Origin of the sequence: Paenibacillus sp. FSL R10-2199, from assembly GCF_038000235.1 — a bacterium.
Classification (GTDB): domain Bacteria; phylum Bacillota; class Bacilli; order Paenibacillales; family Paenibacillaceae; genus Paenibacillus_AQ; species Paenibacillus_AQ phytohabitans.
In genome coordinates this window covers 930,958-954,565 of sequence record NZ_JBBOBO010000001.1, presented here as the reverse complement: position 1 = coordinate 954,565, position 23,608 = coordinate 930,958, and the positions used below count along the sequence as shown (strand labels likewise).

19 protein-coding genes and 3 rRNA genes are annotated in these 23,608 nt (G+C 50.7%); 20 read left to right on the top strand and 2 right to left on the bottom strand.

Annotated features, from left to right (window positions below; translation table 11 throughout):
• Positions 1-9: 9 nt before the first annotated feature.
• The 4 genes from yaaA to gyrB are packed head-to-tail and all read left to right on the top strand — an operon-like array spanning position 10 to position 3,601.
• Entirely contained in the window at positions 10-237 is a 228-nt protein-coding gene (yaaA, locus tag NYE33_RS04145; protein ID WP_039295744.1) for a S4 domain-containing protein YaaA, read from the top strand.
• A 23-nt stretch (positions 238-260) separates the two neighbouring features.
• Complete coding sequence (recF, locus tag NYE33_RS04140; RefSeq protein WP_039295741.1) at positions 261-1,379, top strand: DNA replication/repair protein RecF; 1,119 nt, start codon at positions 261-263, stop codon at positions 1,377-1,379.
• Between the two features lie 16 nt (positions 1,380-1,395).
• Positions 1,396-1,644 (top strand): extracellular matrix regulator RemB, encoded by a 249-nt coding sequence (remB, locus tag NYE33_RS04135; protein ID WP_039295738.1) that lies wholly within the window; start codon positions 1,396-1,398, stop codon positions 1,642-1,644.
• 46 nt (positions 1,645-1,690) lie between these two features.
• The gene (gyrB, locus tag NYE33_RS04130) at positions 1,691-3,601 is read left to right on the top strand and encodes a DNA topoisomerase (ATP-hydrolyzing) subunit B (RefSeq protein ID WP_042132667.1); all 1,911 of its coding nucleotides are present in this window, start codon (positions 1,691-1,693) and stop codon (positions 3,599-3,601) included.
• Positions 3,602-3,691: 90 nt separating this feature from the next.
• Here gyrB and NYE33_RS04125 read toward each other — a convergent pair whose 3' ends face one another.
• Positions 3,692-4,579 (bottom strand): YheC/YheD family protein, encoded by an 888-nt coding sequence (locus NYE33_RS04125; RefSeq protein ID WP_042132668.1) that lies wholly within the window; start codon positions 4,577-4,579, stop codon positions 3,692-3,694.
• Positions 4,580-4,922: 343 nt separating this feature from the next.
• Between NYE33_RS04125 and gyrA the strand changes: the two genes are divergently transcribed.
• The 6 genes from gyrA (at position 4,923) to NYE33_RS04095 (ending at position 14,744) form a co-directional block, all read left to right on the top strand.
• Positions 4,923-7,469 carry a DNA gyrase subunit A gene (gene gyrA, locus NYE33_RS04120; RefSeq protein ID WP_042132669.1) on the top strand — a complete coding sequence of 849 codons (2,547 nt, stop codon included), beginning with the start codon at positions 4,923-4,925 and terminating at the stop codon, positions 7,467-7,469.
• A 146-nt stretch (positions 7,470-7,615) separates the two neighbouring features.
• The gene (locus tag NYE33_RS04115; protein ID WP_042132672.1) at positions 7,616-8,716 is read left to right on the top strand and encodes an HD-GYP domain-containing protein; all 1,101 of its coding nucleotides are present in this window, start codon (positions 7,616-7,618) and stop codon (positions 8,714-8,716) included.
• A 374-nt stretch (positions 8,717-9,090) separates the two neighbouring features.
• Positions 9,091-10,648, top strand: a 16S ribosomal RNA gene (locus tag NYE33_RS04110).
• Positions 10,649-10,898: 250 nt separating this feature from the next.
• Positions 10,899-13,827, top strand: a 23S ribosomal RNA gene (locus tag NYE33_RS04105).
• 127 nt (positions 13,828-13,954) lie between these two features.
• A 5S ribosomal RNA gene (rrf, locus tag NYE33_RS04100) occupies positions 13,955-14,071 on the top strand.
• The 16S, 23S and 5S rRNA genes sit together here, the layout of an rRNA operon.
• A gap of 259 nt (positions 14,072-14,330) precedes the next feature.
• Positions 14,331-14,744, top strand: coding sequence for a hypothetical protein (locus NYE33_RS04095; RefSeq protein WP_039305704.1), 414 nt, complete (start codon positions 14,331-14,333; stop codon positions 14,742-14,744).
• An 84-nt stretch (positions 14,745-14,828) separates the two neighbouring features.
• On the opposite strand, the gene NYE33_RS04090 is transcribed toward NYE33_RS04095, so the two are convergent.
• Positions 14,829-15,353 (bottom strand): hypothetical protein, encoded by a 525-nt coding sequence (locus NYE33_RS04090; RefSeq protein WP_042132673.1) that lies wholly within the window; start codon positions 15,351-15,353, stop codon positions 14,829-14,831.
• Between the two features lie 209 nt (positions 15,354-15,562).
• On the opposite strand from NYE33_RS04090, the gene NYE33_RS04085 reads away from it, so the two are divergent.
• The 10 genes from NYE33_RS04085 to rsmI all read left to right on the top strand — a co-directional run bounded on the left by NYE33_RS04085 (position 15,563) and on the right by rsmI (position 23,362).
• Positions 15,563-15,748 carry a sigma factor G inhibitor Gin gene (locus tag NYE33_RS04085; RefSeq protein ID WP_039305710.1) on the top strand — a complete coding sequence of 62 codons (186 nt, stop codon included), beginning with the start codon at positions 15,563-15,565 and terminating at the stop codon, positions 15,746-15,748.
• Between the two features lie 220 nt (positions 15,749-15,968).
• Positions 15,969-17,717, top strand: a complete 1,749-nt coding sequence (locus NYE33_RS04080; RefSeq protein ID WP_341064830.1) for an aminotransferase class I/II-fold pyridoxal phosphate-dependent enzyme — start codon at positions 15,969-15,971, stop codon at positions 17,715-17,717.
• Positions 17,718-18,359 carry a dTMP kinase gene (tmk, locus tag NYE33_RS04075; RefSeq protein ID WP_076248539.1) on the top strand — a complete coding sequence of 214 codons (642 nt, stop codon included), beginning with the start codon at positions 17,718-17,720 and terminating at the stop codon, positions 18,357-18,359.
• A gap of 114 nt (positions 18,360-18,473) precedes the next feature.
• Positions 18,474-18,803, top strand: a complete 330-nt coding sequence (locus NYE33_RS04070; RefSeq protein WP_036723983.1) for a cyclic-di-AMP receptor — start codon at positions 18,474-18,476, stop codon at positions 18,801-18,803.
• 40 nt (positions 18,804-18,843) lie between these two features.
• Positions 18,844-19,287, top strand: coding sequence for a YaaR family protein (locus NYE33_RS04065; protein ID WP_039305718.1), 444 nt, complete (start codon positions 18,844-18,846; stop codon positions 19,285-19,287).
• 17 nt (positions 19,288-19,304) lie between these two features.
• Positions 19,305-20,279, top strand: coding sequence for a DNA polymerase III subunit delta' (gene holB, locus NYE33_RS04060; protein WP_042132675.1), 975 nt, complete (start codon positions 19,305-19,307; stop codon positions 20,277-20,279).
• Positions 20,280-20,428: 149 nt separating this feature from the next.
• Positions 20,429-21,229 carry a PSP1 domain-containing protein gene (locus NYE33_RS04055; RefSeq protein WP_039305726.1) on the top strand — a complete coding sequence of 267 codons (801 nt, stop codon included), beginning with the start codon at positions 20,429-20,431 and terminating at the stop codon, positions 21,227-21,229.
• Between the two features lie 31 nt (positions 21,230-21,260).
• Entirely contained in the window at positions 21,261-21,623 is a 363-nt protein-coding gene (gene yabA / locus NYE33_RS04050) for a DNA replication initiation control protein YabA (RefSeq protein WP_039305729.1), read from the top strand.
• A 60-nt stretch (positions 21,624-21,683) separates the two neighbouring features.
• Positions 21,684-22,460, top strand: coding sequence for a tRNA1(Val) (adenine(37)-N6)-methyltransferase (locus NYE33_RS04045; RefSeq protein WP_340948494.1), 777 nt, complete (start codon positions 21,684-21,686; stop codon positions 22,458-22,460).
• A complete protein-coding gene (gene rsmI, locus NYE33_RS04040; RefSeq protein WP_341064827.1) occupies positions 22,457-23,362 on the top strand; it encodes a 16S rRNA (cytidine(1402)-2'-O)-methyltransferase in 906 nt (301 codons plus the stop codon). The genes NYE33_RS04045 and rsmI overlap by 4 nt, the downstream gene beginning before the upstream one ends.
• Positions 23,363-23,608: the final 246 nt, after the last annotated feature.

Here is a 23,608-nt window from a genome sequence, read left to right as displayed (position 1 = left end):
ACAAAAAAGATGAAAAAAATAGTTATCCACAGTGGATATATCAAGCTGGACCAGTTTTTGAAACTGGCGGATTGTGTATCCACAGGCGGCATGGCCAAAGCGCTGCTGCAGGAAGGGCACGTACAAGTGAATGGGGAGAAAGAAGAACGGCGTGGCAGAAAGCTCTACCCGGGTGATAAGATAGAGGTACAGGATAACGGCGTATTCGAGGTTGAAGGCGGCGGAGTCAAAGAGTAGTACACCCAAGGAGGCACAGGGTCTTGTTTGTCAAAAATATCGGTCTGCAGTATTACCGCAACTATGGGCTGCTGCGTCTGGAGAGCCTGGGTGATGTGAACCTCATTCTCGGTCAGAACGCCCAAGGCAAAACAAATCTCATGGAGGCTTTGTTCGTCCTGGCGATGACCAAAAGCCACCGTACCTCCAAGGACAAGGAACTCATATCCTTCGATGCTCCTGCAGGTTCCGCACAGATTGTGGCCGAAGTGGAGCGCAAATACGGTGATCTTAAGCTGGAGCTTACCCTGTCACCCCAAGGCAAAAAAGCCAGAATTAACGGACTGGAGCAGCGCCGGCTTAGTGAATTCGTAGGTTCACTGAATGTGGTGATGTTTGCTCCGGAGGATCTCGAGATTGTCAAAGGCACCCCGGGCATCAGGCGCCGGTTCCTTGACATGGAGATTGGCCAGGTCCAGCCCAGCTACCTGTTTCACCTGCAGCAATACCAGAAGGTGCTGCTCCAAAGAGGGAATCTGCTGAAGCAGCTATGGGGAAAAGAAGCTGCCGGCAAGGAACTTCTGGAGATATGGGATGCGCAACTTATAGAGCATGGTGTTAAAATCGTCAAAAAAAGGAAACAATTCATAAAGAAGCTGCAGATATGGGCAGAAAGCATCCATCGCGGCATTACAAACGGCGGAGAAGAGCTCAAACTGCTCTATGTCCCCTCTTTCGGTGAGCGCGAAGAGGAAGATGAAGCTGTCTTATTGGACAAATTTATGTTAAAGTTATCACAAACAAGAGATCAGGAAATCAGGCGCGGCATGACGCTGACGGGTCCCCATAGGGATGACCTGTCCTTTTTTATCAACGGAAGAGAAGCTCAGGTCTACGGTTCCCAGGGACAGCAACGTACGGCAGCTTTATCGCTCAAGCTGGCGGAAATTGAACTGATCCATGAGGAGATCGGAGAGTATCCTGTGCTGCTTCTTGATGATGTTTTGTCCGAACTTGATCCCTATCGTCAGACCCAGCTTATCGAAACATTTCAAAGCAAGGTACAGACCTTCATCACCGCCACCGGTGTAGAGGGACTGAATGCCGATAAATTAAAAGGCGCAAGCCTGTATCATGTGCACGGCGGCACAGTGGAGCTATAAAGAGCGGAGGAAGACCATGTATATTCATTTGGGCGGAGAGAAAATTATTCGATCCTCAGAGTTGATTGCTATATTTGATATATCGATTGAGAAGTCCTCCAAGGTGTCGAAGCAATTTATGACTCATTCCCAGCAGGATAAGAAGCTGGAGCGCATTGGTGAAGAGGAAGCGAAGTCTATTGTCGTCACCAAGAATACTGTCTACTACTCCCCTATCTCCTCCTCCACTCTCAAAAAAAGAGCCAAAATCTTGTTAGAAATATAATGTTTCGGTAGTTACAGGAGATAATCTGAAAGAAGTAGGTGAAGGCATGTCAATGAATCAACCGACATATGATGAGAGCCAGATTCAGGTACTGGAAGGGCTGGAAGCGGTTCGGAAACGTCCCGGCATGTACATTGGCTCCACTAGCGCCAAAGGTCTGCATCATTTGGTCTGGGAGGTTGTCGATAATAGTATCGATGAGGCGCTGGCAGGTTTTTGCGACCGGATTCAAGTGAAAATTCATGAAGATAACAGTGTGACTGTTATTGATAACGGTCGGGGAATACCTGTCGGCGAGAACGTAAAGCTGAAGAAATCCACGCTTGAAGTCGTAATGACTGTCCTGCATGCAGGCGGTAAATTTGGCGGCGGGGGTTACAAGGTTTCCGGCGGTCTTCACGGTGTGGGGATCTCGGTAGTTAACGCACTGTCCGAGAAAGTAGTTGTAACGGTCAAACGTGACGGACATGTCTACCAGCAGGAATACAGACGCGGTGCGCCGCAATATGATATCAAGGTAATTGGCGATACCGAGGAGACAGGGACGACAACAACATTCCATCCGGATCCGGAGATCTTTACCGAGACTACTGTGTTTGAATATTCCACTCTGCTTACCCGCATCCGCGAGCTTGCCTTCCTGAACAAGGGCATTGAGCTGTCTCTGCTGGATGAACGGACCGGAGTGTCCAATACGTTCAAGTATGACGGCGGTATTGTGGAGTATGTGAAGTATCTCAACGAGAAAAAAGAAGCCCTGCATGATGATCCGATCTACGTGGAAGGCTCGCGGGATATGATCGCCGTTGAAGTGGCTCTCCAATATAACGATTCTTATACAGAGAACATCTATTCCTTCGCCAACAATATCAACACCCATGAGGGCGGAACGCATGAATCCGGCTTCAAGAGTGCTTTGACGCGGATTATCAATGATTATGCCCGCAAGGCAGGCGTAATCAAGGATAGCAGCCAGAATCTTACCGGAGATGATGTCCGTGAAGGTCTGACGGCGATTATTTCGGTCAAAATTCCTGAGCCGCAGTTCGAAGGCCAAACCAAGACCAAGCTGGGGAACAGTGAAGTCCGCGGGATCGTCGAATCTCTGTTCGGCGAGAAGCTGCAGGAGTTCCTGGAAGAGAATCCTGCTGTCTCACGCAAGGTGCTGGAGAAGTCGCTGCAGGCTTCCCGTGCCCGTGAAGCGGCCCGCAAGGCCCGTGAGCTGACCCGCCGTAAGAGTGCGCTTGAAGTCAGCGCCCTTCCGGGTAAGCTGGCTGACTGCTCCTCCAAGGATGCGTCGATCAGTGAGCTGTACATCGTCGAAGGTGACTCTGCGGGCGGATCGGCCAAGCAAGGCCGTGACCGTCATTTCCAGGCGATCCTGCCGCTGCGCGGTAAGATCCTGAACGTAGAGAAAGCCCGGCTCGACCGGATCTTGTCCAATGCGGAAATCCGGGCGATTATTACCGCTCTCGGGACTAGCATCAGCGATGATTTTGATCTGTCGAAGGCACGCTACCACAAGGTTGTAATTATGACCGATGCGGACGTCGACGGTGCCCACATCAGAACCTTGCTGCTGACGTTCTTCTACCGCTACATGCGGAAGATTGTCGATGCCGGATATATCTATATCGCCCAGCCGCCGCTGTTCAAGATCGAACGCAACAAAGTCATCCGCTATGCGCAGACCGAGAAGGAACGCGATGAGATCATTGCCGGCTTTGGTGAGAACGTCAAAGTAAACGTTCAGCGCTACAAAGGTCTGGGTGAGATGAATGCCGCGCAGCTTTGGGATACTACAATGGATCCTGAGAGCCGCACGATGCTGCAGGTAACGATTGAGGATGCGATGCTGGCCGACAGCATTTTCGATACACTGATGGGTGATAACGTAGAGCCGCGCCGTGAATTCATTCAGGAGCATGCCCAATCCGTCAAAAATCTCGATATTTAAGCGCAAGCTGTATAACGAACCTCCGGTTTCCTCCCTTATAGGGGGGACCGGAGGTTTTTTAATGCAGGCAGAGAGTTTTTTGGCGTGATTTTAATGCTTGACTGTTCGTCTGCGGCGGTAGGTTGGCGACGGGCGGGTGCGCTTCAAACGTCCATAGGCAACAGCATAGCGGTGGATTCTGCGGTAAATGGCTTTGTTCGGAAACATTTTGAAAACAATGATCGAAGGCAGTGTGTTCACTTCAAGCAGCCATAAATCATGATGCTGATCCATCGCCACATCCAGTCCAATTTCTTTGAGACCCGGATAGGCAGTTTCCAGCTGGGACCCGATTCTGACTCCCAGCGATTTCAGCTGCTGGATGGTTGCCGTCCTTTCTTCGGGCGTCATATGTTCTTTGAACAGAGCATCCACCGAAAAAATGCTGCCTCCGTTGTGATAGTTGGTGACCACCTTTTGCGGCGCAGCCACCCGCCCGAGCATGCCTGTAGTCTCCCAGGACCCCTGAAGATTCTTCTGGGTCAGTACCCGCAGGTCAAACGGCCGGTCCTGATGCTGAAGCAAATCAATGCCTTGCTGAACGAGATAGGAACGCCCCTTAATCCGCGGCAATAGGGCAGCATGAAGCTCTTCCGGTGTATTGAAAATTTCTGCATCCTTGGCGTATCTCAGAATATACATCAGCTTGGGTTCTGCCGGAGCTTCTGTTTCACATGTCAAAGGTTCTGTTTCCGGTTGGCTGAAGTCCGGCTGCTGCTCGCTTGGGCTTAAATGTACCACCCGCTGTTCAGCTCTCATGACTCCGCTGCCGTAGGTGCCGCGGTCAGGTTTGATATATACCGTTCCGTACAGACCCAGCAGCTCTTTCAAATCTTCCAGGGCGTATTTACGTGTTTCCGGAATGAAGACCGAGAGCAGGCGGTTCTGAAGAATGACTTTCGTTTTTGCCCACTTGCTGGACACGCGCTGAATCCTCATTTTCTGCCTCCTTGGGTAGTTGTGCGGTTGCCGGTTTTGCCACAGATGAACGTATATCCGTTTGTTCATGTGTGGCGAATTTTCAGGACAATCTAACTAAACAATGTTATAATATAAGGATATGGGGTTATGCTTTTTTGGACGAAATCAGGGTCATAAAGCCATTCTTCTTGTCTTTACAGTCTATGTACTGAAGACACCAGCGGAAAGGGCGTATATCCTTATCCGTACTAAAAGAAAATCAATATAGAAGATAAAAGGCTATCATGTTTAATTGTGCTGCTTTTGTGAAAGTAATATAATAAAGGGTAGCGGTTTTTAACTGAAGGAGGTCCACCAACTCATGGCTGAACAAAATAACCCGCAAATCAGGGATCGGGACATTGGCGTGGAAATGCGCGAATCCTTTATGGATTACGCAATGAGCATCATTGTAAGCCGGGCTTTGCCGGATGTGCGGGACGGACTTAAGCCTGTTCACCGACGCATTTTGTTTGCGATGTCGGAACTTGGAATGTCCTCGGATAAACCTCACAAGAAATCAGCGAGAATCGTCGGTGAGGTTATCGGTAAGTATCACCCTCACGGTGACTCGGCGGTTTATGAAACAATGGTACGTATGGCACAGGATTTCTCCATGCGCTATATGCTCGTAGACGGCCACGGAAACTTCGGCTCTATTGACGGAGATATGGCAGCTGCGATGCGTTATACCGAAGCGAGGCTGTCCAAAATTGCCGGAGAAATGCTCCGCGATCTGAACAAAGAAACGGTTGACTTCGCTCCCAACTATGACGGTGAAGAGAATGAGCCTGTAGTATTGCCGGCGCGTTACCCTAACCTGCTTGTGAACGGGGTTTCGGGGATTGCGGTCGGTATGGCTACCAATATTCCTCCGCACAATCTGGGCGAGGTCATTGATGGTGTACAGGCAATGATCAAGAATCCTGACATTACGCCTATGGAGCTTATGGAATATATTCAGGGCCCGGATTTCCCGACGGCCGGTTATATTTTGGGCCGTGAAGGTATCCGTCAGGCTTACCGCACTGGACGCGGATCGGTTACTATGCGTGCCAAAGCGACGATTGAAGAGAATAACGGTAAAGCGCGGATTATTGTGCATGAGCTTCCTTACCAGGTCAACAAAGCCAGACTGGTTGAGAAGATTGCTGAATTGGTGCGTGAGAAACGTATCGAGGGCATTACGGATCTGCGTGATGAATCTGACCGTAACGGAATGCGTGTAGTCGTTGAAATGAGACGTGATGTGAATCCTAGCGTCGTGCTCAACAACCTCTACAAACATACCTCAATGCAGTCTACTTTCGGGATTAACATGCTGGCTATCGTCAATAATGAACCGAAGATTCTGAACCTGCGTGATGTGCTGTATCATTATTTGCAGCATCAGATCGAAGTTATCCGCCGCCGGACCGTATTTGACCTGAAGAAGGCGGAGGCCCGGGCGCATATTCTGGAAGGCCTGCGTGTTGCCCTCGATCATCTGGATGAGGTTATTGCTCTTATTCGTGCTTCACGGACAACAGATATTGCCCGTGAAGGCTTGATGGAGACCTTCAGTCTAAGCCTGGAGCAGGCTCAGGCGATCCTCGATATGCGGATGCAGCGCCTGACCGGTCTGGAACGTGAGAAGATCGAGAATGAATATAACGAATTGCTCGCCAAAATCACTGAATACAAGGAGATTCTGGCTAACGAGCATCTCGTACTGGAGATTATCAGCAATGAGCTGCAGGAGATTCGTGATAAGTACTCTGATGACCGCCGTACGGAAATTACGGTTGGGGAAGAGAGTATTCTCGATGAGGATCTGATTCCGCGTGAAGAGGTTGTAATCACGATTACACATACCGGTTACATCAAACGTCTTCCGGTCAGCACTTACCGCAGTCAGAAGCGCGGCGGCCGCGGGGTAATCGGGATGGACACCAAGGACCAGGACTTTGTGGAGCATCTCTTCGTGAGTAACTCCCACAACTACCTGATGTTCTTCACCGACAAGGGTAAGGTGTACCGGATTAAGGCTTATGAGATTCCGGAGCTTGGCCGCACCGCCCGGGGAACGCCGATCATCAACCTGATTCAAATTGAGCAGGGCGAGAAGATTAGTGCGGTAATCCAGGTGGAGGAAGCGGACAGCGACAAATACCTGTTCTTCGCTACCCGTGAGGGAATCGTGAAGAAGACACCTCTGGAAGACTACAACAACATCCGCAAGGGCGGTCTGATAGCGATCAATCTTCGCGAGGAAGATTCACTGATCGAAGTGAAGCTGACAGATGGAGAGCAGAATCTGATTATCGGTACGGCACGCGGAATGTCGATTACTTTCTCGGAGAGCGATGTCCGTTCCATGGGCCGCAGTGCTACAGGGGTTAAGGGTATCACGCTTGACGACAATGACCATGTCATTGGTATGGACTGTGTGGACAAGGGGCTTGAAGTGCTGATCGTAACAACCAAGGGTTATGGTAAACGGACGCCTGCCGGCGATTATCGTTCCCAGACCCGTGGCGGTAAAGGCATCAAGACCATTAACCTTACAGATAAGAACGGACCGGTTGTGGGGCTGAAGGTTGTCAAGAATGACGAGGACCTGATGATTATTACAACGAGTGGAACACTGATCCGGACCAGCATGGATGGAATTTCTACCATGGGCCGTTATGCGCAGGGTGTTAAGCTGATTAATATCCGTGAGGATGACGCAGTTGCAACGCTGAGCAGAGTAGATAAAGAGGAAGATGACCAGTCCGAGCAAGAGGATGGCGAAGAAATTCAAGGTACAGTAGTGGAAGGCAATGGCGAAGTCAGCGAGCCTGAAGCGGAAACTGATACCGGGAACGAAGACGATAGCGTCGAATAATCCTTTGCAGCAAAAGCATGAGTTTCTGATTATAGAAGCTCATGCTTTTTTATTTATGGAATGGAAGTCCTCTCTCTAGCCGCTTGCCGGGTTACATACTATAATTAGAGAATTACAGGTGTCACAGAAATAAAGGGGCTGAATTTATGCCAAACATATCCGTTGGAGAGATCAAGGCGGGATCAAAGATTATTAAGGATGTAATTACTCCTTTGGGAGGAGTGTTATTCGGTAAAGGCAAGATCATACTTCCGCGGGATATTGAGATTCTCCAAGCTTTTTTGATAGGACAAGTTGAAATTGAGGGAGTTCAGGGAGAGGACAAAGCCCCAGAGGTGTCCAAACCGCCAGCGAAGCAGCAGACCGCCAAAGCAGGTGCGCTGATCAATGAGTCCGTACTAGCCAAAAGTAATTCTCCGCTTCATGATGAGTATGAGAAAATGCTGGTGCTTATCAAGCAGAGCTATCGTGCAGCAACCGCAGCGGTACTTCCGATTTTTGAATTGCGGAGCCAACTGGAGCTGCTGATCAGCCATTTGAAGGATTATCATGTCCTGAAGTTTGCACCGCGTGTTCTGTTTGACCAGGATTATAATTATCATAACGCTGTATTATCTGCCCTAACTTCATATAAAATTGCCCAGTGGTGCGGATATCCGCAAAAGGATTGGATGCAGGCTGCCTTTGCCGGCTTGCTTCATGATATAGGTAACATTAAGGTAGATGAGACTTTGCTGCACAAACCGACTCCCCTGACGGGCGCGGAGATAGAAGAAGTACGCAGGCACACCACTTATGGATACCAGCTGCTGCGTAATGTTACAGCAATCAACGAAGGCGTCAGACTAGCCGCCCTGCAGCATCATGAGAAGGTCGACGGTTCCGGTTATCCGCTTAAGCTGGAAGGCACCCAGATTCACTTCTACGCCAAGATTGTTGCAGTAGCCGATATCTTTCATGCCATGACGCTTGAAAAAGCCTACAGAAAGGCTCAGTCGCCTTATCTGGTACTGGAGCAGCTTCAGAAGGAGAGCTTCGGGAAGCTTGACCCGGTTATTGTACAAACCTTCATTCAAAAAACAACGGATCTGTATAATGGCACACGGATACGGCTCAGCGACGGGCGTCACGGAGAAATCATCTTCACGGATCGCACTAATCCCACAAGACCAATGGTGCAGGTAGAGGGCAGGATTGTGAATCTGGTCAATGAACGCGAGCTGCATATTCAGGAGATTATTGCTTAAGGGTAAGCGGGTATGATGAACAGAAGCTATGTCATCTGAGGCTGGCCATGTCGGGGCGGTTATTAGGGGCATAGCTTTTATAATTGATTTCAAAATAATGCTTGCAATCAGAATCCATACATGATATATTCTATTTCTGGCCGCGAAACATCAACGCCGAGCTCGAAAAGAAGTTAAAAAAAGAGCTTGCATTGAACGGTTGGATGTGATATATTATAAGAGTTGCTGGTGACGCGGTAAGCGGCGCTGACAACGAGCTTGATCTTTGAAAACTGAACAACGAGTGAGTGGGAAATCACGAAAGTGACTTCCAAAATAGAGAATGAAAATTCTCGTCAGATGTTTCAAAATGAGCAATCGCTCTTTCTAAATACAATTTGGAGAGTTTGATCCTGGCTCAGGACGAACGCTGGCGGCATGCCTAATACATGCAAGTCGAGCGGAGTTTGAATGGAAGCTTGCTTCCATTCATGCTTAGCGGCGGACGGGTGAGTAACACGTAGGCAACCTGCCCTCAAGACTGGGATAACTACCGGAAACGGTAGCTAATACCGGATAATTTCTTTCCTCTCCTGAAGAGAGAATGAAAGGCGGAGCAATCTGCCACTTGGGGATGGGCCTGCGGCGCATTAGCTAGTTGGTGGGGTAACGGCTCACCAAGGCGACGATGCGTAGCCGACCTGAGAGGGTGAACGGCCACACTGGGACTGAGACACGGCCCAGACTCCTACGGGAGGCAGCAGTAGGGAATCTTCCGCAATGGGCGAAAGCCTGACGGAGCAATGCCGCGTGAGTGATGAAGGTTTTCGGATCGTAAAGCTCTGTTGCCAGGGAAGAACGTCCGGTAGAGTAACTGCTACCGGAGTGACGGTACCTGAGAAGAAAGCCCCGGCTAACTACGTGCCAGCAGCCGCGGTAATACGTAGGGGGCAAGCGTTGTCCGGAATTATTGGGCGTAAAGCGCGCGCAGGCGGTCATTTAAGTCTGGTGTTTAAACCTTGGGCTCAACCTGGGGTCGCACTGGAAACTGGGTGACTTGAGTACAGAAGAGGAAAGTGGAATTCCACGTGTAGCGGTGAAATGCGTAGATATGTGGAGGAACACCAGTGGCGAAGGCGACTTTCTGGGCTGTAACTGACGCTGAGGCGCGAAAGCGTGGGGAGCAAACAGGATTAGATACCCTGGTAGTCCACGCCGTAAACGATGAGTGCTAGGTGTTAGGGGTTTCGATACCCTTGGTGCCGAAGTTAACACAGTAAGCACTCCGCCTGGGGAGTACGGTCGCAAGACTGAAACTCAAAGGAATTGACGGGGACCCGCACAAGCAGTGGAGTATGTGGTTTAATTCGAAGCAACGCGAAGAACCTTACCAGGTCTTGACATCCCGATGAAAGCATTAGAGATAGTGCCCCTCTTCGGAGCATCGGAGACAGGTGGTGCATGGTTGTCGTCAGCTCGTGTCGTGAGATGTTGGGTTAAGTCCCGCAACGAGCGCAACCCTTGACTTTAGTTGCCAGCAGGTAAGGCTGGGCACTCTAGAGTGACTGCCGGTGACAAACCGGAGGAAGGTGGGGATGACGTCAAATCATCATGCCCCTTATGACCTGGGCTACACACGTACTACAATGGCCGGTACAACGGGAAGCGAAACCGCGAGGTGGAGCCAATCCCAGCAAAGCCGGTCTCAGTTCGGATTGCAGGCTGCAACTCGCCTGCATGAAGTCGGAATTGCTAGTAATCGCGGATCAGCATGCCGCGGTGAATACGTTCCCGGGTCTTGTACACACCGCCCGTCACACCACGAGAGTTTACAACACCCGAAGTCGGTGGGGTAACCCGCAAGGGAGCCAGCCGCCGAAGGTGGGGTAGATGATTGGGGTGAAGTCGTAACAAGGTAGCCGTATCGGAAGGTGCGGCTGGATCACCTCCTTTCTATGGAGAATCGTCACCTGCAACGGTGACATTCAAATCGGAAGCTAAAGCTTCCACAACGAACCTTAGGGTTCAAACACTCACTCGTTGGTCAGTTTTGAGAGCTCAAACTCTCATCTTTAAACTTGATCCTTGAAAACTGGATACCGAAACGAATTTGCGTTTTAGAACATCTTTTAGCTGGAACTTGTGTAAGCAAGTTGAAATAGTTATTAGTTGCTACAGCGATTTTCCTAACGGAAAACGCATTGGTTAAGCTAATAAGAGCACACGGAGGATGCCTAGGCGCCAGGAGCCGACGAAGGACGTGGCGAACAACGAAACTGCCTCGGGGAGCTGTAAGCAAGCTTTGATCCGGGGGTGTCCGAATGGGGAAACCCAGCTGTGGTAATTCGCAGTTACTCGTATCTGAATACATAGGATACGCAGAGGCAGACCAGGGGAACTGAAACATCTAAGTACCCTGAGGAAGAGAAAACAATAGTGATTCCGTCAGTAGCGGCGAGCGAACGCGGAACAGCCTAAACCAAGGGGCTTGCCTCTTGGGGTTGTGGGACGTCTCACATGGAGTTACAAAGGAATATGGTAGGCGAAGAGGTCTGGAAAGGCCCGCGATAGAGGTAAAAGCCCTGTAGCCTAAACTGTGTTCTCTCCGAGACGGATCCCGAGTAGTGCGGGGCACGTGAAACCCCGTATGAATCCAGCAGGACCATCTGCTAAGGCTAAATACTACCTGGCGACCGATAGTGAAACAGTACCGTGAGGGAAAGGTGAAAAGCACCCCGGAAGGGGAGTGAAATAGAACCTGAAACCGTGTGCTTACAAAAAGTCAGAGCCCGATCTATGGGTGATGGCGTGCCTTTTGTAGAATGAACCGGCGAGTTACGTTTAACATGCAAGGTTAAGGTGAGAAGCCGGAGCCGCAGCGAAAGCGAGTCTGAATAGGGCGAATGAGTATGTGGACGTAGACCCGAAACCGTGTGATCTACCCCTGTCCAGGGTGAAGGTGCGGTAACACGCACTGGAGGCCCGAACCCACGCATGTTGAAAAATGCGGGGATGAGGTGGGGGTAGCGGAGAAATTCCAATCGAACTCGGAGATAGCTGGTTCTCCCCGAAATAGCTTTAGGGCTAGCCTCGGTGAATGGAGTGGTGGAGGTAGAGCACTGATTGGGTGCGGGGCCCGCAAGGGTTACCAAGCTCAGTCAAACTCCGAATGCCATTAACTTCTTGCCGGGAGTCAGACAGTGAGTGCTAAGATCCATTGTCAAAAGGGAAACAGCCCAGACCATCAGCTAAGGTCCCCAAGTGTGTGTTAAGTGGGAAAGGATGTGGAGTTGCACAGACAACCAGGATGTTGGCTTAGAAGCAGCCACCATTGAAAGAGTGCGTAATAGCTCACTGGTCGAGTGACTCTGCGCCGAAAATGTAACGGGGCTAAACACACCACCGAAGCTATGGCTAGATGCTCTGCATCTGGGGTAGGGGAGCGTTGTATGTAGGTTGAAGGTGTACCGTAAGGAGCGCTGGACAGCATACAAGTGAGAATGCCGGTATGAGTAACGAAAAGATCAGTGAGAATCTGATCCGCCGAAAGCCCAAGGTTTCCTGAGGAAGGCTCGTCCGCTCAGGGTAAGTCGGGACCTAAGGCGAGGCCGAAAGGCGTAGTCGAAGGACAACAGTTTGAAATTACTGTACCACCGTAATCCGCTATGAGCGATGGGGTGACGCAGGAGGGTAGTGACGCGGACTGATGGATATGTCCGTCTAAGCAGTGAGGCTGATGTGTAGGCAAATCCGCACATCACTAAGGCTGGGCTGTGATGGGGAGCGAAAATTGTAGTAGCGAAGGTCATGATCTCACACTGCCAAGAAAAGCCTCTAGCCAGGAGAAGGTGCCCGTACCGCAAACCGACACAGGTAGGCGAGAAGAGAATTCTAAGGCGCGCGGAAGAACTCTCGTTAAGGAACTCGGCAAAATGACCTCGTAACTTCGGGAGAAGAGGTGCCTCGGTAGGGTGAATAGCCCGAGGGGGCCGCAGTGAAAAGGCCCAAGCGACTGTTTAGCAAAAACACAGGTCTGTGCGAAGCCGCAAGGCGAAGTATACGGGCTGACGCCTGCCCGGTGCTGGAAGGTTAAGGGGAGTGGTTAGGAGCAATCCGAAGCTGTGAACCGAAGCCCCAGTAAACGGCGGCCGTAACTATAACGGTCCTAAGGTAGCGAAATTCCTTGTCAGGTAAATTCTGACCCGCACGAATGGCGTAACGACTTGGGCGCTGTCTCAACGAGAGATCCGGTGAAATTTTAATACCTGTGAAGATGCAGGTTACCCGCGACAAGACGGAAAGACCCCATGGAGCTTTACTGCAGCTTGATATTGAATTTGGGTACGATCTGTACAGGATAGGTGGGAGCCGGTGAGGCAGGAGCGCAAGCTTCTGCGGAGGCGCCGTTGGGATACCACCCTGATCGTATCTAGGTTCTAACCTAGTGCCCTAATCGGGTACGGGGACCGTGTCAGGCGGGCAGTTTGACTGGGGCGGTCGCCTCCTAAAGAGTAACGGAGGCGTTCAAAGGTTCCCTCAGAATGGTTGGAAATCATTCGCAGAGTGCAAAGGCATAAGGGAGCTTGACTGCGAGACCTACAAGTCGAGCAGGGACGAAAGTCGGACTTAGTGATCCGGTGGTACCGCATGGAAGGGCCATCGCTCAACGGATAAAAGCTACCCTGGGGATAACAGGCTTATCTCCCCCAAGAGTCCACATCGACGGGGAGGTTTGGCACCTCGATGTCGGCTCATCGCATCCTGGGGCTGAAGTAGGTCCCAAGGGTTGGGCTGTTCGCCCATTAAAGCGGTACGCGAGCTGGGTTCAGAACGTCGTGAGACAGTTCGGTCCCTATCTGTCGTGGGCGCAGGAAATTTGAGAGGAGCTGTCCTTAGTACGAGAGGACCGGGATGGACGTACCGCTGGTGCATCAGTTGTTCCGCCAGGAGCATGGCTGAGTAGCTACGTACGGACGGGATAAGCGCTGAAAGCATCTAAGCGTGAAGCCCCCCTCAAGATGAGATTTCCCAATTAGTAAGACCCCTTGAAGACGACGAGGTAGATAGGTTGGAGGTGGAAGTGCAGCAATGCATGGAGCTGACCAATACTAATCGGTCGAGGGCTTATCCAAATTTTTAATACGCAGATTCGTTTCGGATTCAGTTTTCAGGAATCAAATTCCTGAACGCAACGAAATTCATTCACACATCCGTGATGAACCGAATTTCAAGCGGCAGCGTCTGTTTCACAGACGCATGTTTGGTGGCGATAGCGGAGGGGTTCCACGCGTACCCATCCCGAACACGACCGTTAAGCCCTCCAGCGCCGATGGTACTTGGACCGAAGGGTCCTGGGAGAGTAGGACGCCGCCAAGCACATGAAGCCATTGTTGAGCAATCGACAATGGCTTTTTTGTTTATATAGTGAGAAATAGAGGGCAAATAAGCAGAAACAATAAATGAAACGCTTACAAACGAGTGACATTTTTGTTACCGACGTGTCGATAGTTCCAAGTATAATAGAAAAGTGCAAATATTAAGCAGAGGCCTTAATACGAATGAACTACAGATAAATTCTAACTTTGAATTTTCTTGCGTCTTTAGATGCATGGTAGAGGTAAGGAGGATTTAAGGTATGAAGCGAACCCAACCTTTATGGATATTAGTTATTCTTTGTATAGTTGGAGTTATGCTGGCCGGCTGCGGAACGAAGGAGCCGGCCTGGGAGACTTTTGACGGTGCGCTCAATGAGAAAAGCTTTCCCGTTCCTAAAGAAGCCAGTTCCCCCGACAGGACCACTACGAACGTGGCCATGGATTATGTAAGGTACTCTTTGCCAGGGCTGAAAGAGAAGAAGGGTGTACCTGAGCCTTATCTGGAGGAGATCAAGGCATGGGGATGGGAAGAGCAGAGTAATGAGGATTCAGGAAGCTCACGCGTTTTTCAGAAGGAAGGACTTATTGTACACTTAACCGTGCATGATGGCTACTTCATTGTAATGATCCCGAAGGAAAAGAAAGTCACCACCAAAGGATTAAAAAGCAAATAAAAAAATCGCCGTCCGTGTAGGGATGGCGATTTTTTTATGTGGGATGCAAGTTGAATATGCGCCCGTATGTATGATCGCTTAAGATTATTGGGCGTAATAGGAGGCATCCGCCGGATTAAATTTCAGCATGCCGTCTTTCCCTTCGCTGCGCAGCCGCAGAAGAGTATACAGGCGGGGCAGCAGCAGCCAAAGATGGCATATTACTAAAGATGCGGTAAATGCAGGCGGTGCCCAGACGATAAAGAGCGCTGTAATACAGAGACCGATCCACAGGTTATGCATCTGTACTTTGCGGAAGATGCCATAGTTGATATATTGATCAGGCATATAACCGGGCCAGGGCAGGTGCAGGGACATTTTCCACCGTTTTACGATAGGGTGACCGGAGATCAGCAGAACTGAACGTGAAATAACATATTGAATCCACAGCATTACGGGTCCGGCAATAATCATGAACAGAATGCTTAGCCAGGACAGGAAAACTGTCTCCAGCACAAGGAACACAAAAGGAAGCGCAATATAGACCCGCAGCAGGGATGCGGAAATATTAATTTTTTTGATAAGCTTGTATTGATAGAATGTAGCAGCGCCTTTGGTGTTTGGTTCCATAAAGAAAATTCAGACCTCCTCACAAGTTCTCTTGTTATTAATATCGGCCTAACCGTGTGTTTTATTAAACCCGGGATCCGATACACCGAATGGGCATTAGGCGAATATATATATTTCAGGCTATGAAGGATTAGGAAAAAACTATGAAAAGGTTTAAAATGATAGAAGGTGTACCATACTGATCTTAAAAGAGTCAAGGTGGGATGAATATGGAACAGCAAACCGCACAGGCCTGCATCATCTGCGGGCAAGAAAAGGAAGAGGGCATTGTGATTGTCTCGCATTTCATCTGTGAAGATTGTGAGAGTGAGATGGTGCGCACAGAGGCTGAAGATGCCAAGTACCGTTTTTTCATTGGCCGGATGAAGAAAATCAATCTGCAGAAGAATGCTTAACCCGAGAACAGCAGCAACGATTTACAAGTAAGTATATAAAGAGCGGGCGGTGGATGTGTGTCGCGTTGGCTGCAAATAAAAGAGTTCCTCTAACGGTTTCTCCGCCAGGGTCTGGTGTGGGAAGCCGTTTTGTTGTTTCGGGAAGACTTTGCGCATAATAATAGGCGTTTGGGTATATTTGCGTTAAAATAGAAGGTAACCCCCAGGGAAGGAAGAACAAATGAACAATTTACAGCCTGGCAGGGCACCTGTATACGAAATGCTGGAACAATATAGACTTAAGGGTAATATATCTTATCATGTGCCGGGGCACAAGAATGGCGAAGCTTACCTGAATACCGGCGGTGCAGGGTATCTGGCTGACGTGATGCGCTATGATGCGACCGAGATTACTGGAACGGATGATCTTCATCATCCTGAAGGGGTAATTCAGGAGGCACAGGAGCTGGCGGCGGATTGTTTCGGCGCAGAGGAGAGCTTCTTTCTGGTTGGCGGCAGCACAGCGGGGAACCTTGCACTTATCCTGACCGTTTGCTATGAGCCGGGAATGCTGCTTATTCTGCAGCGTAATGTCCACAAATCTGTGATCCACGGACTGATGCTGGCCGGGGCACACGCCGTGTTCCTGGAGCCGCAGATGGATCCTGGCAGCGGGCTTGCGGTGGCACCGGCGGCAGAAACGGTGCAGGCTGCACTGGCGGCTTATCCTGAGGCTGCCGCAGTACTGGTTACTATGCCGAATTATTACGGCATGGGCAGCGACCTTGCGCCCCTCGCGCAGGCCTGTCATGACAGCGGGATTCCGCTGCTGGTGGATGAGGCGCACGGGGCGCATTACGGCCAGCACCCTGCGCTTCCAGCCGGGGCGCTTGCCAGTGGCGCGGACGGCGTGGTGCAGTCCACGCACAAGATGCTGACGGCGCTGACGATGGGCGCTATGCTGCATGTGCAAGGGCCATGGCTCGACCGCGCGCTGCTTCGCCAGCGCCTCGCCATGGTGCAGAGCTCCAGCCCATCATACCCCGTGATGGCTTCGCTCGATCTGGCCCGGCGGCTGCTGCACAGCCAGCGCGCCGGTGCTTTCACCGCGGGACTCACCGCCGTGGACGTCCTGCGGCGCGGCCTGGCTTCGCTGCCGCGCTTCCAGCTGCTGCAGCCCGCCGGGCCGCTGCAGCGCACCTGCGGCGATGCTGACGCCGCAGAGACAGATACGCCGCCGCCGTGCGGGGCGGCGTACGGGACACAGGACCCCTTTAAGGCCGTCATTTATGACGCCGCCGGGGTCCTGGGGGGCTTCGAGCTGCAGCGCAGGCTCGAAGAAAGAGGGATCGTGCCGGAGATGAGCGACGACCGGCACGTAGTACTGGCCTTCAGCCTCGGCTCGAAGGCAGAGGATGCAGCGGTGCTGCTGGAGGCGCTGCGGGATATCGCGGCGCAGACAGCCTGCGGGGTGCCGCAGACGGAAGGCACAGAAGCAGCCTGTGACTCCGGGGCCAAGTATGCTGCTGGTTCCGGCTCTGCTCTTGATGAGGCAGCAGGCGCTGGCCTTGTCGCTGCCTCTAGCCCTATCGCAGAATCTCAATCGGATCCCACCTCCATGACCATACTGGCGTCTGCATCATACAATAATGGGGAAGAGGCTATGTCAGCCTTTTCCAGCCCAAATTCCACGTGGAACAATTTCAGCGCATCGCTGATCTCAGCTCCGGTCCGGTTCTCCACGAAGCCGGTTGCCGCTGAGGAGACAGAGAGTATATCGCTTGAAGCAAGTGCGGGCAGGGTGGCGGCCGAAATGGTTATCCCCTATCCGCCCGGAATACCGCTGCTTTATCCCGGAGAGATCATAACAGAGTCCATATGCGGCAGGCTGGGCAGCCTCCGCGATGGCGGGGCTAAATTTCAGGCCTGTGCCGATCCCGCCTTACAGCATATTAAGGTATACAACATTCAGAAGGGCGGAGAAGTATAAGTGAAGCGAGATGGTTTCTTCATTACTCTGGAGGGAGGCGACGGCTCCGGTAAAACAACCGTACTCGGCAGAGTAGCGGCTTATCTGCAGAATCATTCCATGCCCTACTTAATCACCCGCGAACCGGGCGGAATTGAAATCGCCGAGAAGATCCGCTCCATTATTCTTGACCCGGCCCATACGGCTATGGATGCCCGGACAGAAGCCCTGTTATACGCGGCAGCAAGAAGCCAGCATCTGGCGGAAGTAGTCGAGCCTGCACTGCAGGAGGGGATTACTGTGCTCTGCGACCGTTTTGTTGACAGCAGCCTGGTCTATCAAGGCTATGCAAGAGGACTTGGTATCGAGGAAGTGTGGGGAATTAACCGGTTCGCGACCGGCGGCAGGATGCCTGACCTTACCTTCTATCTTGATGTTGATCCTGAGGTGGGATTGTCTCGGATAGCAGCCAATCAGAACCGGGAAGTCAATCGTCTGGATCTGGAAAGCCTTGAATTTCACCAGAAGGTTAAGGCCGGTTATCAGCTCGTGGTGGATTCCGATCCGCAGCGGATTGTTGTACTAGATGCCAACCGCCCGATCCATATGGTGGAGCAGGACATTGTACAGACACTGAAAGACCGGATATTAAAGGATTTCTAAGAGGTTTTGTCAAATAAACAATAGAGGTATAATGATTACACACAGACCTGCAGCGGGCTGGCTGCTGCTGCGAGAAATTCTGTGATTACACAACATGCAGGAGGGGAAACGAAGATGAATTTGATCATTGCAATTATCCAGGACAAGGACAGCAACCGGCTATCCAGTGAACTAGTCAAAGCGAATTTCCGTGCAACCAAGCTGGCCAGTACAGGCGGATTTCTGCGGGCGGGCAACACCACTTTTCTGATTGGGGTAGATGATATTCAGGTTGATGCAGTACTGAGTGTAATCCGCAACAGCTGTAAAGTACGTGAACAATTGGTCACACCTGTAACACCGATGAGTGGTACGACAGATTCATATTTGCCTCTTCCCGTGGAAGTTCAGGTAGGTGGAGCTACAGTATTCGTCCTTCCGGTTGATCGTTTCGAGCATTACTAACGCATAATATAGCAATAAACCATAAGGGCGGTAGATACCTTTGAAGATCAACCCGGGCTACAGGCCCTTAAAAAGTGAATTGTCGACCACGGAAGCTGACCGGCGGCCTGTTCAGCAAAAGAACTTTACCGATGTATTTCAACAGCAAAGTGAGCAAAAAACAATAGATGAACTGAACCGCCAGATTAAAGATATCCAGCAGCAAGGCGACCGGCTATCCAAATCCATGACCGTCCGTGAACTGGCTATCTACCGGAACATGATCAAACGGTTCCTGGAGGAGACCGCCCGCCGCGGAGTGATCCTGAAGGAGACCAAGGGCTGGGACCGGCGCGGCCGGGGCAAACGCTACAAGCTGCTGGATGAAATTGATGCCGCTCTGCTGAATATGGCAGATGATCTGCTGGACAGCGAGCAGGGCCGGATTGATCTGCTCGGACGGGTCGGAGAGATCCGCGGGCTGCTGATTAACCTTTCGTTCTGACAAACTTGGAGGAATATATGTCTTTTCATGATCTATTAGGCCAGGAGGATGCCAAGCGGCTGCTTCAAAATGCCTTACGCAAGGACGCTGTAAGTCATGCTTATCTGTTCACCGGCCCACCAGGAAGCGGTCAGGTCAGAATGGCTATGACGTTCGCCCAAGCGATATTCTGCACGAAGTGCAAGGATGATGCCTGCGGAGAATGTCTGGAGTGCCGTAAGGTGGAGCATGGCAACCATCCCGATTTATCATTGCTGCGGCCCGACGGGGCGAGTATTAAGATTGACCAGATCCGTGAACTTCAGCGTGTTTTTTCCTACCGCTCGGAAGGAATTAACCCGAAGGTTTATATTATAGAAGGAGCGGACAAAATGACGGTGCAAGCCGCCAACAGTCTGCTGAAATTTCTGGAGGAGCCTCCTGCTCCTGCGGTAGGAATTCTTATCTCCGATAACAGCAGTTCCCTGCTGCCGACGATCCAGTCCAGAACCCAGCGCATTCCCTTTAGCCCGCTGCATCCGGATATTATGCTTCAGGCGCTGTCCAGTGAAGGGGTTCCGGTGCCGCTGGCACGGTGCGCGGTATCACTGACTGCAGGTCTTGACGGCTGCAGGGAACTTTTGGCACAGAATTGGTTTGCAGAAATGAGAAATCTAGTGTTACAATTAGCAAAGGAGTCTTTGGGCAAAGGCAGCTCCGCAGTAGCAACTGCAGGGCAGAAGGTGTTCAAGACCGGGCTTGGTGAACATTTGGATATTCTATTCAGCATGTTTCACTTATGGTTCAAAGATATGCTCTACTTCCTGTACCGAAAGCACGAAAGTATCGTTTTCATAGATCAGTTAGACTTCATTTCCAAGGCTGCCCGTCAGCGGAGTACGGAACAATGGGTGGCTTACATGGAATTTGCGGTGGAGAGCAAGCGCAGGCTCCGCTCCAATACCAATACCCAGTTGTGTTTGGAGCAGTTCTTAATCCGGTTAGAAAGTTAACAGGCCGGGTTATTTATGATAAATCCTCCGGATAAACGCTTCAGCACCTGGAAGTACGGGTTTAACGGATGAGGAAGGACAAGCATGAATCATCTGGGAAGCAGGCTTGCTTAAGGATTCCTTTTACCGGCAAACAAGGGGGTTAATTTTTGTACAGCGTAGTAGGTGTCCGCTTCAAAAAAGCGGGTAAAATATATTATTTTGATCCACTTGATTTCCCGATTGAGCGCGATCAATGCGTCATTGTTGAGACAGCAAGAGGGGTCGAATACGGTAAGGTTGTCGTTGGCAAAAAAGAGGTGCAGGAAGCAGACGTTGTACTGCCGCTCAAGAAGGTCATGCGTATTGCCGGTGAAACCGACGCCCGTGTGGTCGAAGAGAACAAAGGTGCTGCAAAGGACGCTTTTACCACCTGTTTAAATAAAATCCGCGATCATGGCCTCAAAATGAAGCTCGTGGATGTGGAATTTACGTTTGACCGTAATAAGATCATTTTTTATTTCACTGCCGAGGGCCGCGTGGATTTCCGAGAACTGGTTAAGGACCTGGCAAGTATTTTCCGAACCCGCATCGAGCTCCGGCAAATTGGTGTGCGTGATGAAGCCAAGATGCTTGGCGGACTTGGACCTTGCGGACGGGTGCTCTGCTGCTCCTCCTGGCTGGGTGATTTCGAGCCGGTGTCCATCAAGATGGCCAAGGACCAGAATCTCTCGCTGAACCCGACCAAGATCTCGGGATTATGCGGACGGCTGATGTGTTGTCTGAAGTTTGAGCATGATAATTATGAGAGCACGAAGGAAGAAATGCCGGCGGTAGGCAAAATCGTCGTAACCTCACTGGGTGATGGCAAAGTAGTAGGTATCAATGCCGGAAGCCGCACGGTTCATGTGCAGTTGTTTGAAGTGGGCAAAGTTAAAGAACTTCCAATGGATGATGTTGTCGTCAAGTAAACCATTATAAGGTTACTTTCGGGGTGGAAACTTGGAGAAGAAAAATATATTTGCACACATGCAGGAGATGGAAGCGCAGATGGATGAAATGCGCGCCACTCTAGGAGATTGGAAACAGACGGTTAAAGAGCTGATGGAAGCAAATCAGAAGCTTAGTCTGGAGAATGAGCAGCTACGTATCATATTGAAAAGGGAAGCCCCTCTGGATAAGGCCGCGCTTTCTGCTGAGGCGGAGGCTATACTGGCTGCCGAAGGCAAAGAAGAGGTTGTCGGAGAAGGTTACGATAACCTGGCCAGACTGTACCATGAAGGTTTCCACATCTGCAATGTCTATTTCGGGCATTTGCGGACGGAAGGCGATTGTCTGTTCTGCCTTTCTTTTCTTAATAAATGAGGATATCCAGCCGTAGGAGATTTTCGCCTACGGTTTTTTTTGAATTTGGAGGAATGTACAATGACCCATTCGTTTAACGATACCCCGGTGCCCTTGCATAGTGCAGAGCGGATCGATGACTTGCTAACCCATGATCTGCGGATTATCCAGAGTGATGAAGTATTCAGCTTCTCGATGGATGCTGTGCTGCTGGCCCGGTTCGCCAGTATACCGCCGCGCGGAAGAGTACTTGATCTATGCACCGGCAACGGAGTTATCCCTATGCTGCTGACCACGCGTACCAAAGCTTCTATTGAAGGGATAGAAATTCAGCCCCGTCTTGCCGACATGGCCCGGCGCAGTGTAGCCTTGAACAGGCTGGAGGAGCGGGTGCTGATCCATGAAGGTGATTTGCGGGAGCTGCATAATACCGCAGGGTATGGTGTATATGATGCAATAACGGTTAATCCCCCTTATATGCCGCTTAACGGGAGCGACCTGAAGCTGAATTCACATCAGGCCATGGCCCGTCATGAAATTGGCTGTACGCTGGAGGAGGTCATTCAGGCCTGTGTCCGGCTGGTCCGCACTGGAGGCAAAGTCAGTATGGTACATAAGCCGCAGCGTCTGGTGGATATCATCAGTCTAATGCGTAAGCACCGGCTGGAGCCGAAGCTGATCCGCTTTGTACATCCCCGTGCGCATCTGGAGGCGAATATGGTACTGATTGAAGCGGCGCGCGACGGGAAGCCGGAGGTGCGTTTACAACCGCCTTTAATCGTATATAATGAGGACAATCAATACTGCCCTGAGATAATGGATATTTATTATGGGAACAAAGAGGATAACAGCCAATGACGATAACCTGCCAAAGCAGCTTTCAAAATAATAATGATGGAGCAAAGCCCGAAGGATGCGGCTGTCTGTATCTGGTGGCTACTCCGATCGGCAATCTGGAAGATATGACGTACCGCGCGGTGCGCACGCTGAAGGAATGCGATATTATCGCCGCAGAGGATACAAGACAGACGCGTAAATTACTGAGCCATTTTGAAATTACACCCTCGATGCTTTTCAGTTACCATGAGCACAATAAGGCGGCAAGCGGACCTGAATTGATACGCTATATAATAGAAGGTAAAAATTTAGCCCTTGTCAGCGATGCCGGCCTGCCGGCGATTTCAGACCCTGGAGCGGACCTGGTAGCACTGGCTGTAAGTCATCAAATTCCGGTCATTCCGATTCCCGGAGCTAACGCGGCGCTGTCAGCTTTGATTGCTTCAGGATTGCCTACCGCCAGCTTCACATTTATCGGTTTTCTGCCCAGAGAGCGCAAGGATATCCGGGCCGTTCTGGCACCTCTCCGTGCTGCTCAAGGCACACTGCTCTTCTATGAATCACCACATCGTGTCGCTAAGACGCTGGTCCATTTGAAGGAAGCCTTCGGCAACCGCCGGGTTACACTGGCCCGTGAACTGACCAAACGGTATGAGGAGTTTCTGCGCGGTACGATTAAAGAGTGTTGTGCCTGGCTGGAGGAGCATCCTCCGCTTGGTGAGTACGTAATTGTGCTTGAGGGAGAGAGCAAAGAAGAGGCGGAGCTCGCCGAGTCCTCCTGGTGGCGGGAGCTGAGCATCGAAGCTCATGTTGCCCATTATGAAACATCAGGCTTGACGCGCAAAGACGCGATGAAAAAAGCTGCCTCTGACCGTGGCTTGGCCAAGCGCGATATTTATAATGCGCTGCTGGAGCGGGAATAAGGGGATAGCGTAACTGATCACATTATTGCGAGTTAAGCATCTGTTAGATAAACTCCGAAATAGCTCAGATGATTAGAATGCTTGATGAAATAATTGTATTCTGTACACTTATTTGGATATAATTATTCCTTATATTAGATATAAGTGTAGTTTGTACATTTATATTTATGGAAAAAGGATGATTTAGAGGATATGTATGGATATAATTGTATGAAATGCAACTAAATTAATCATCCGCTCACTTTG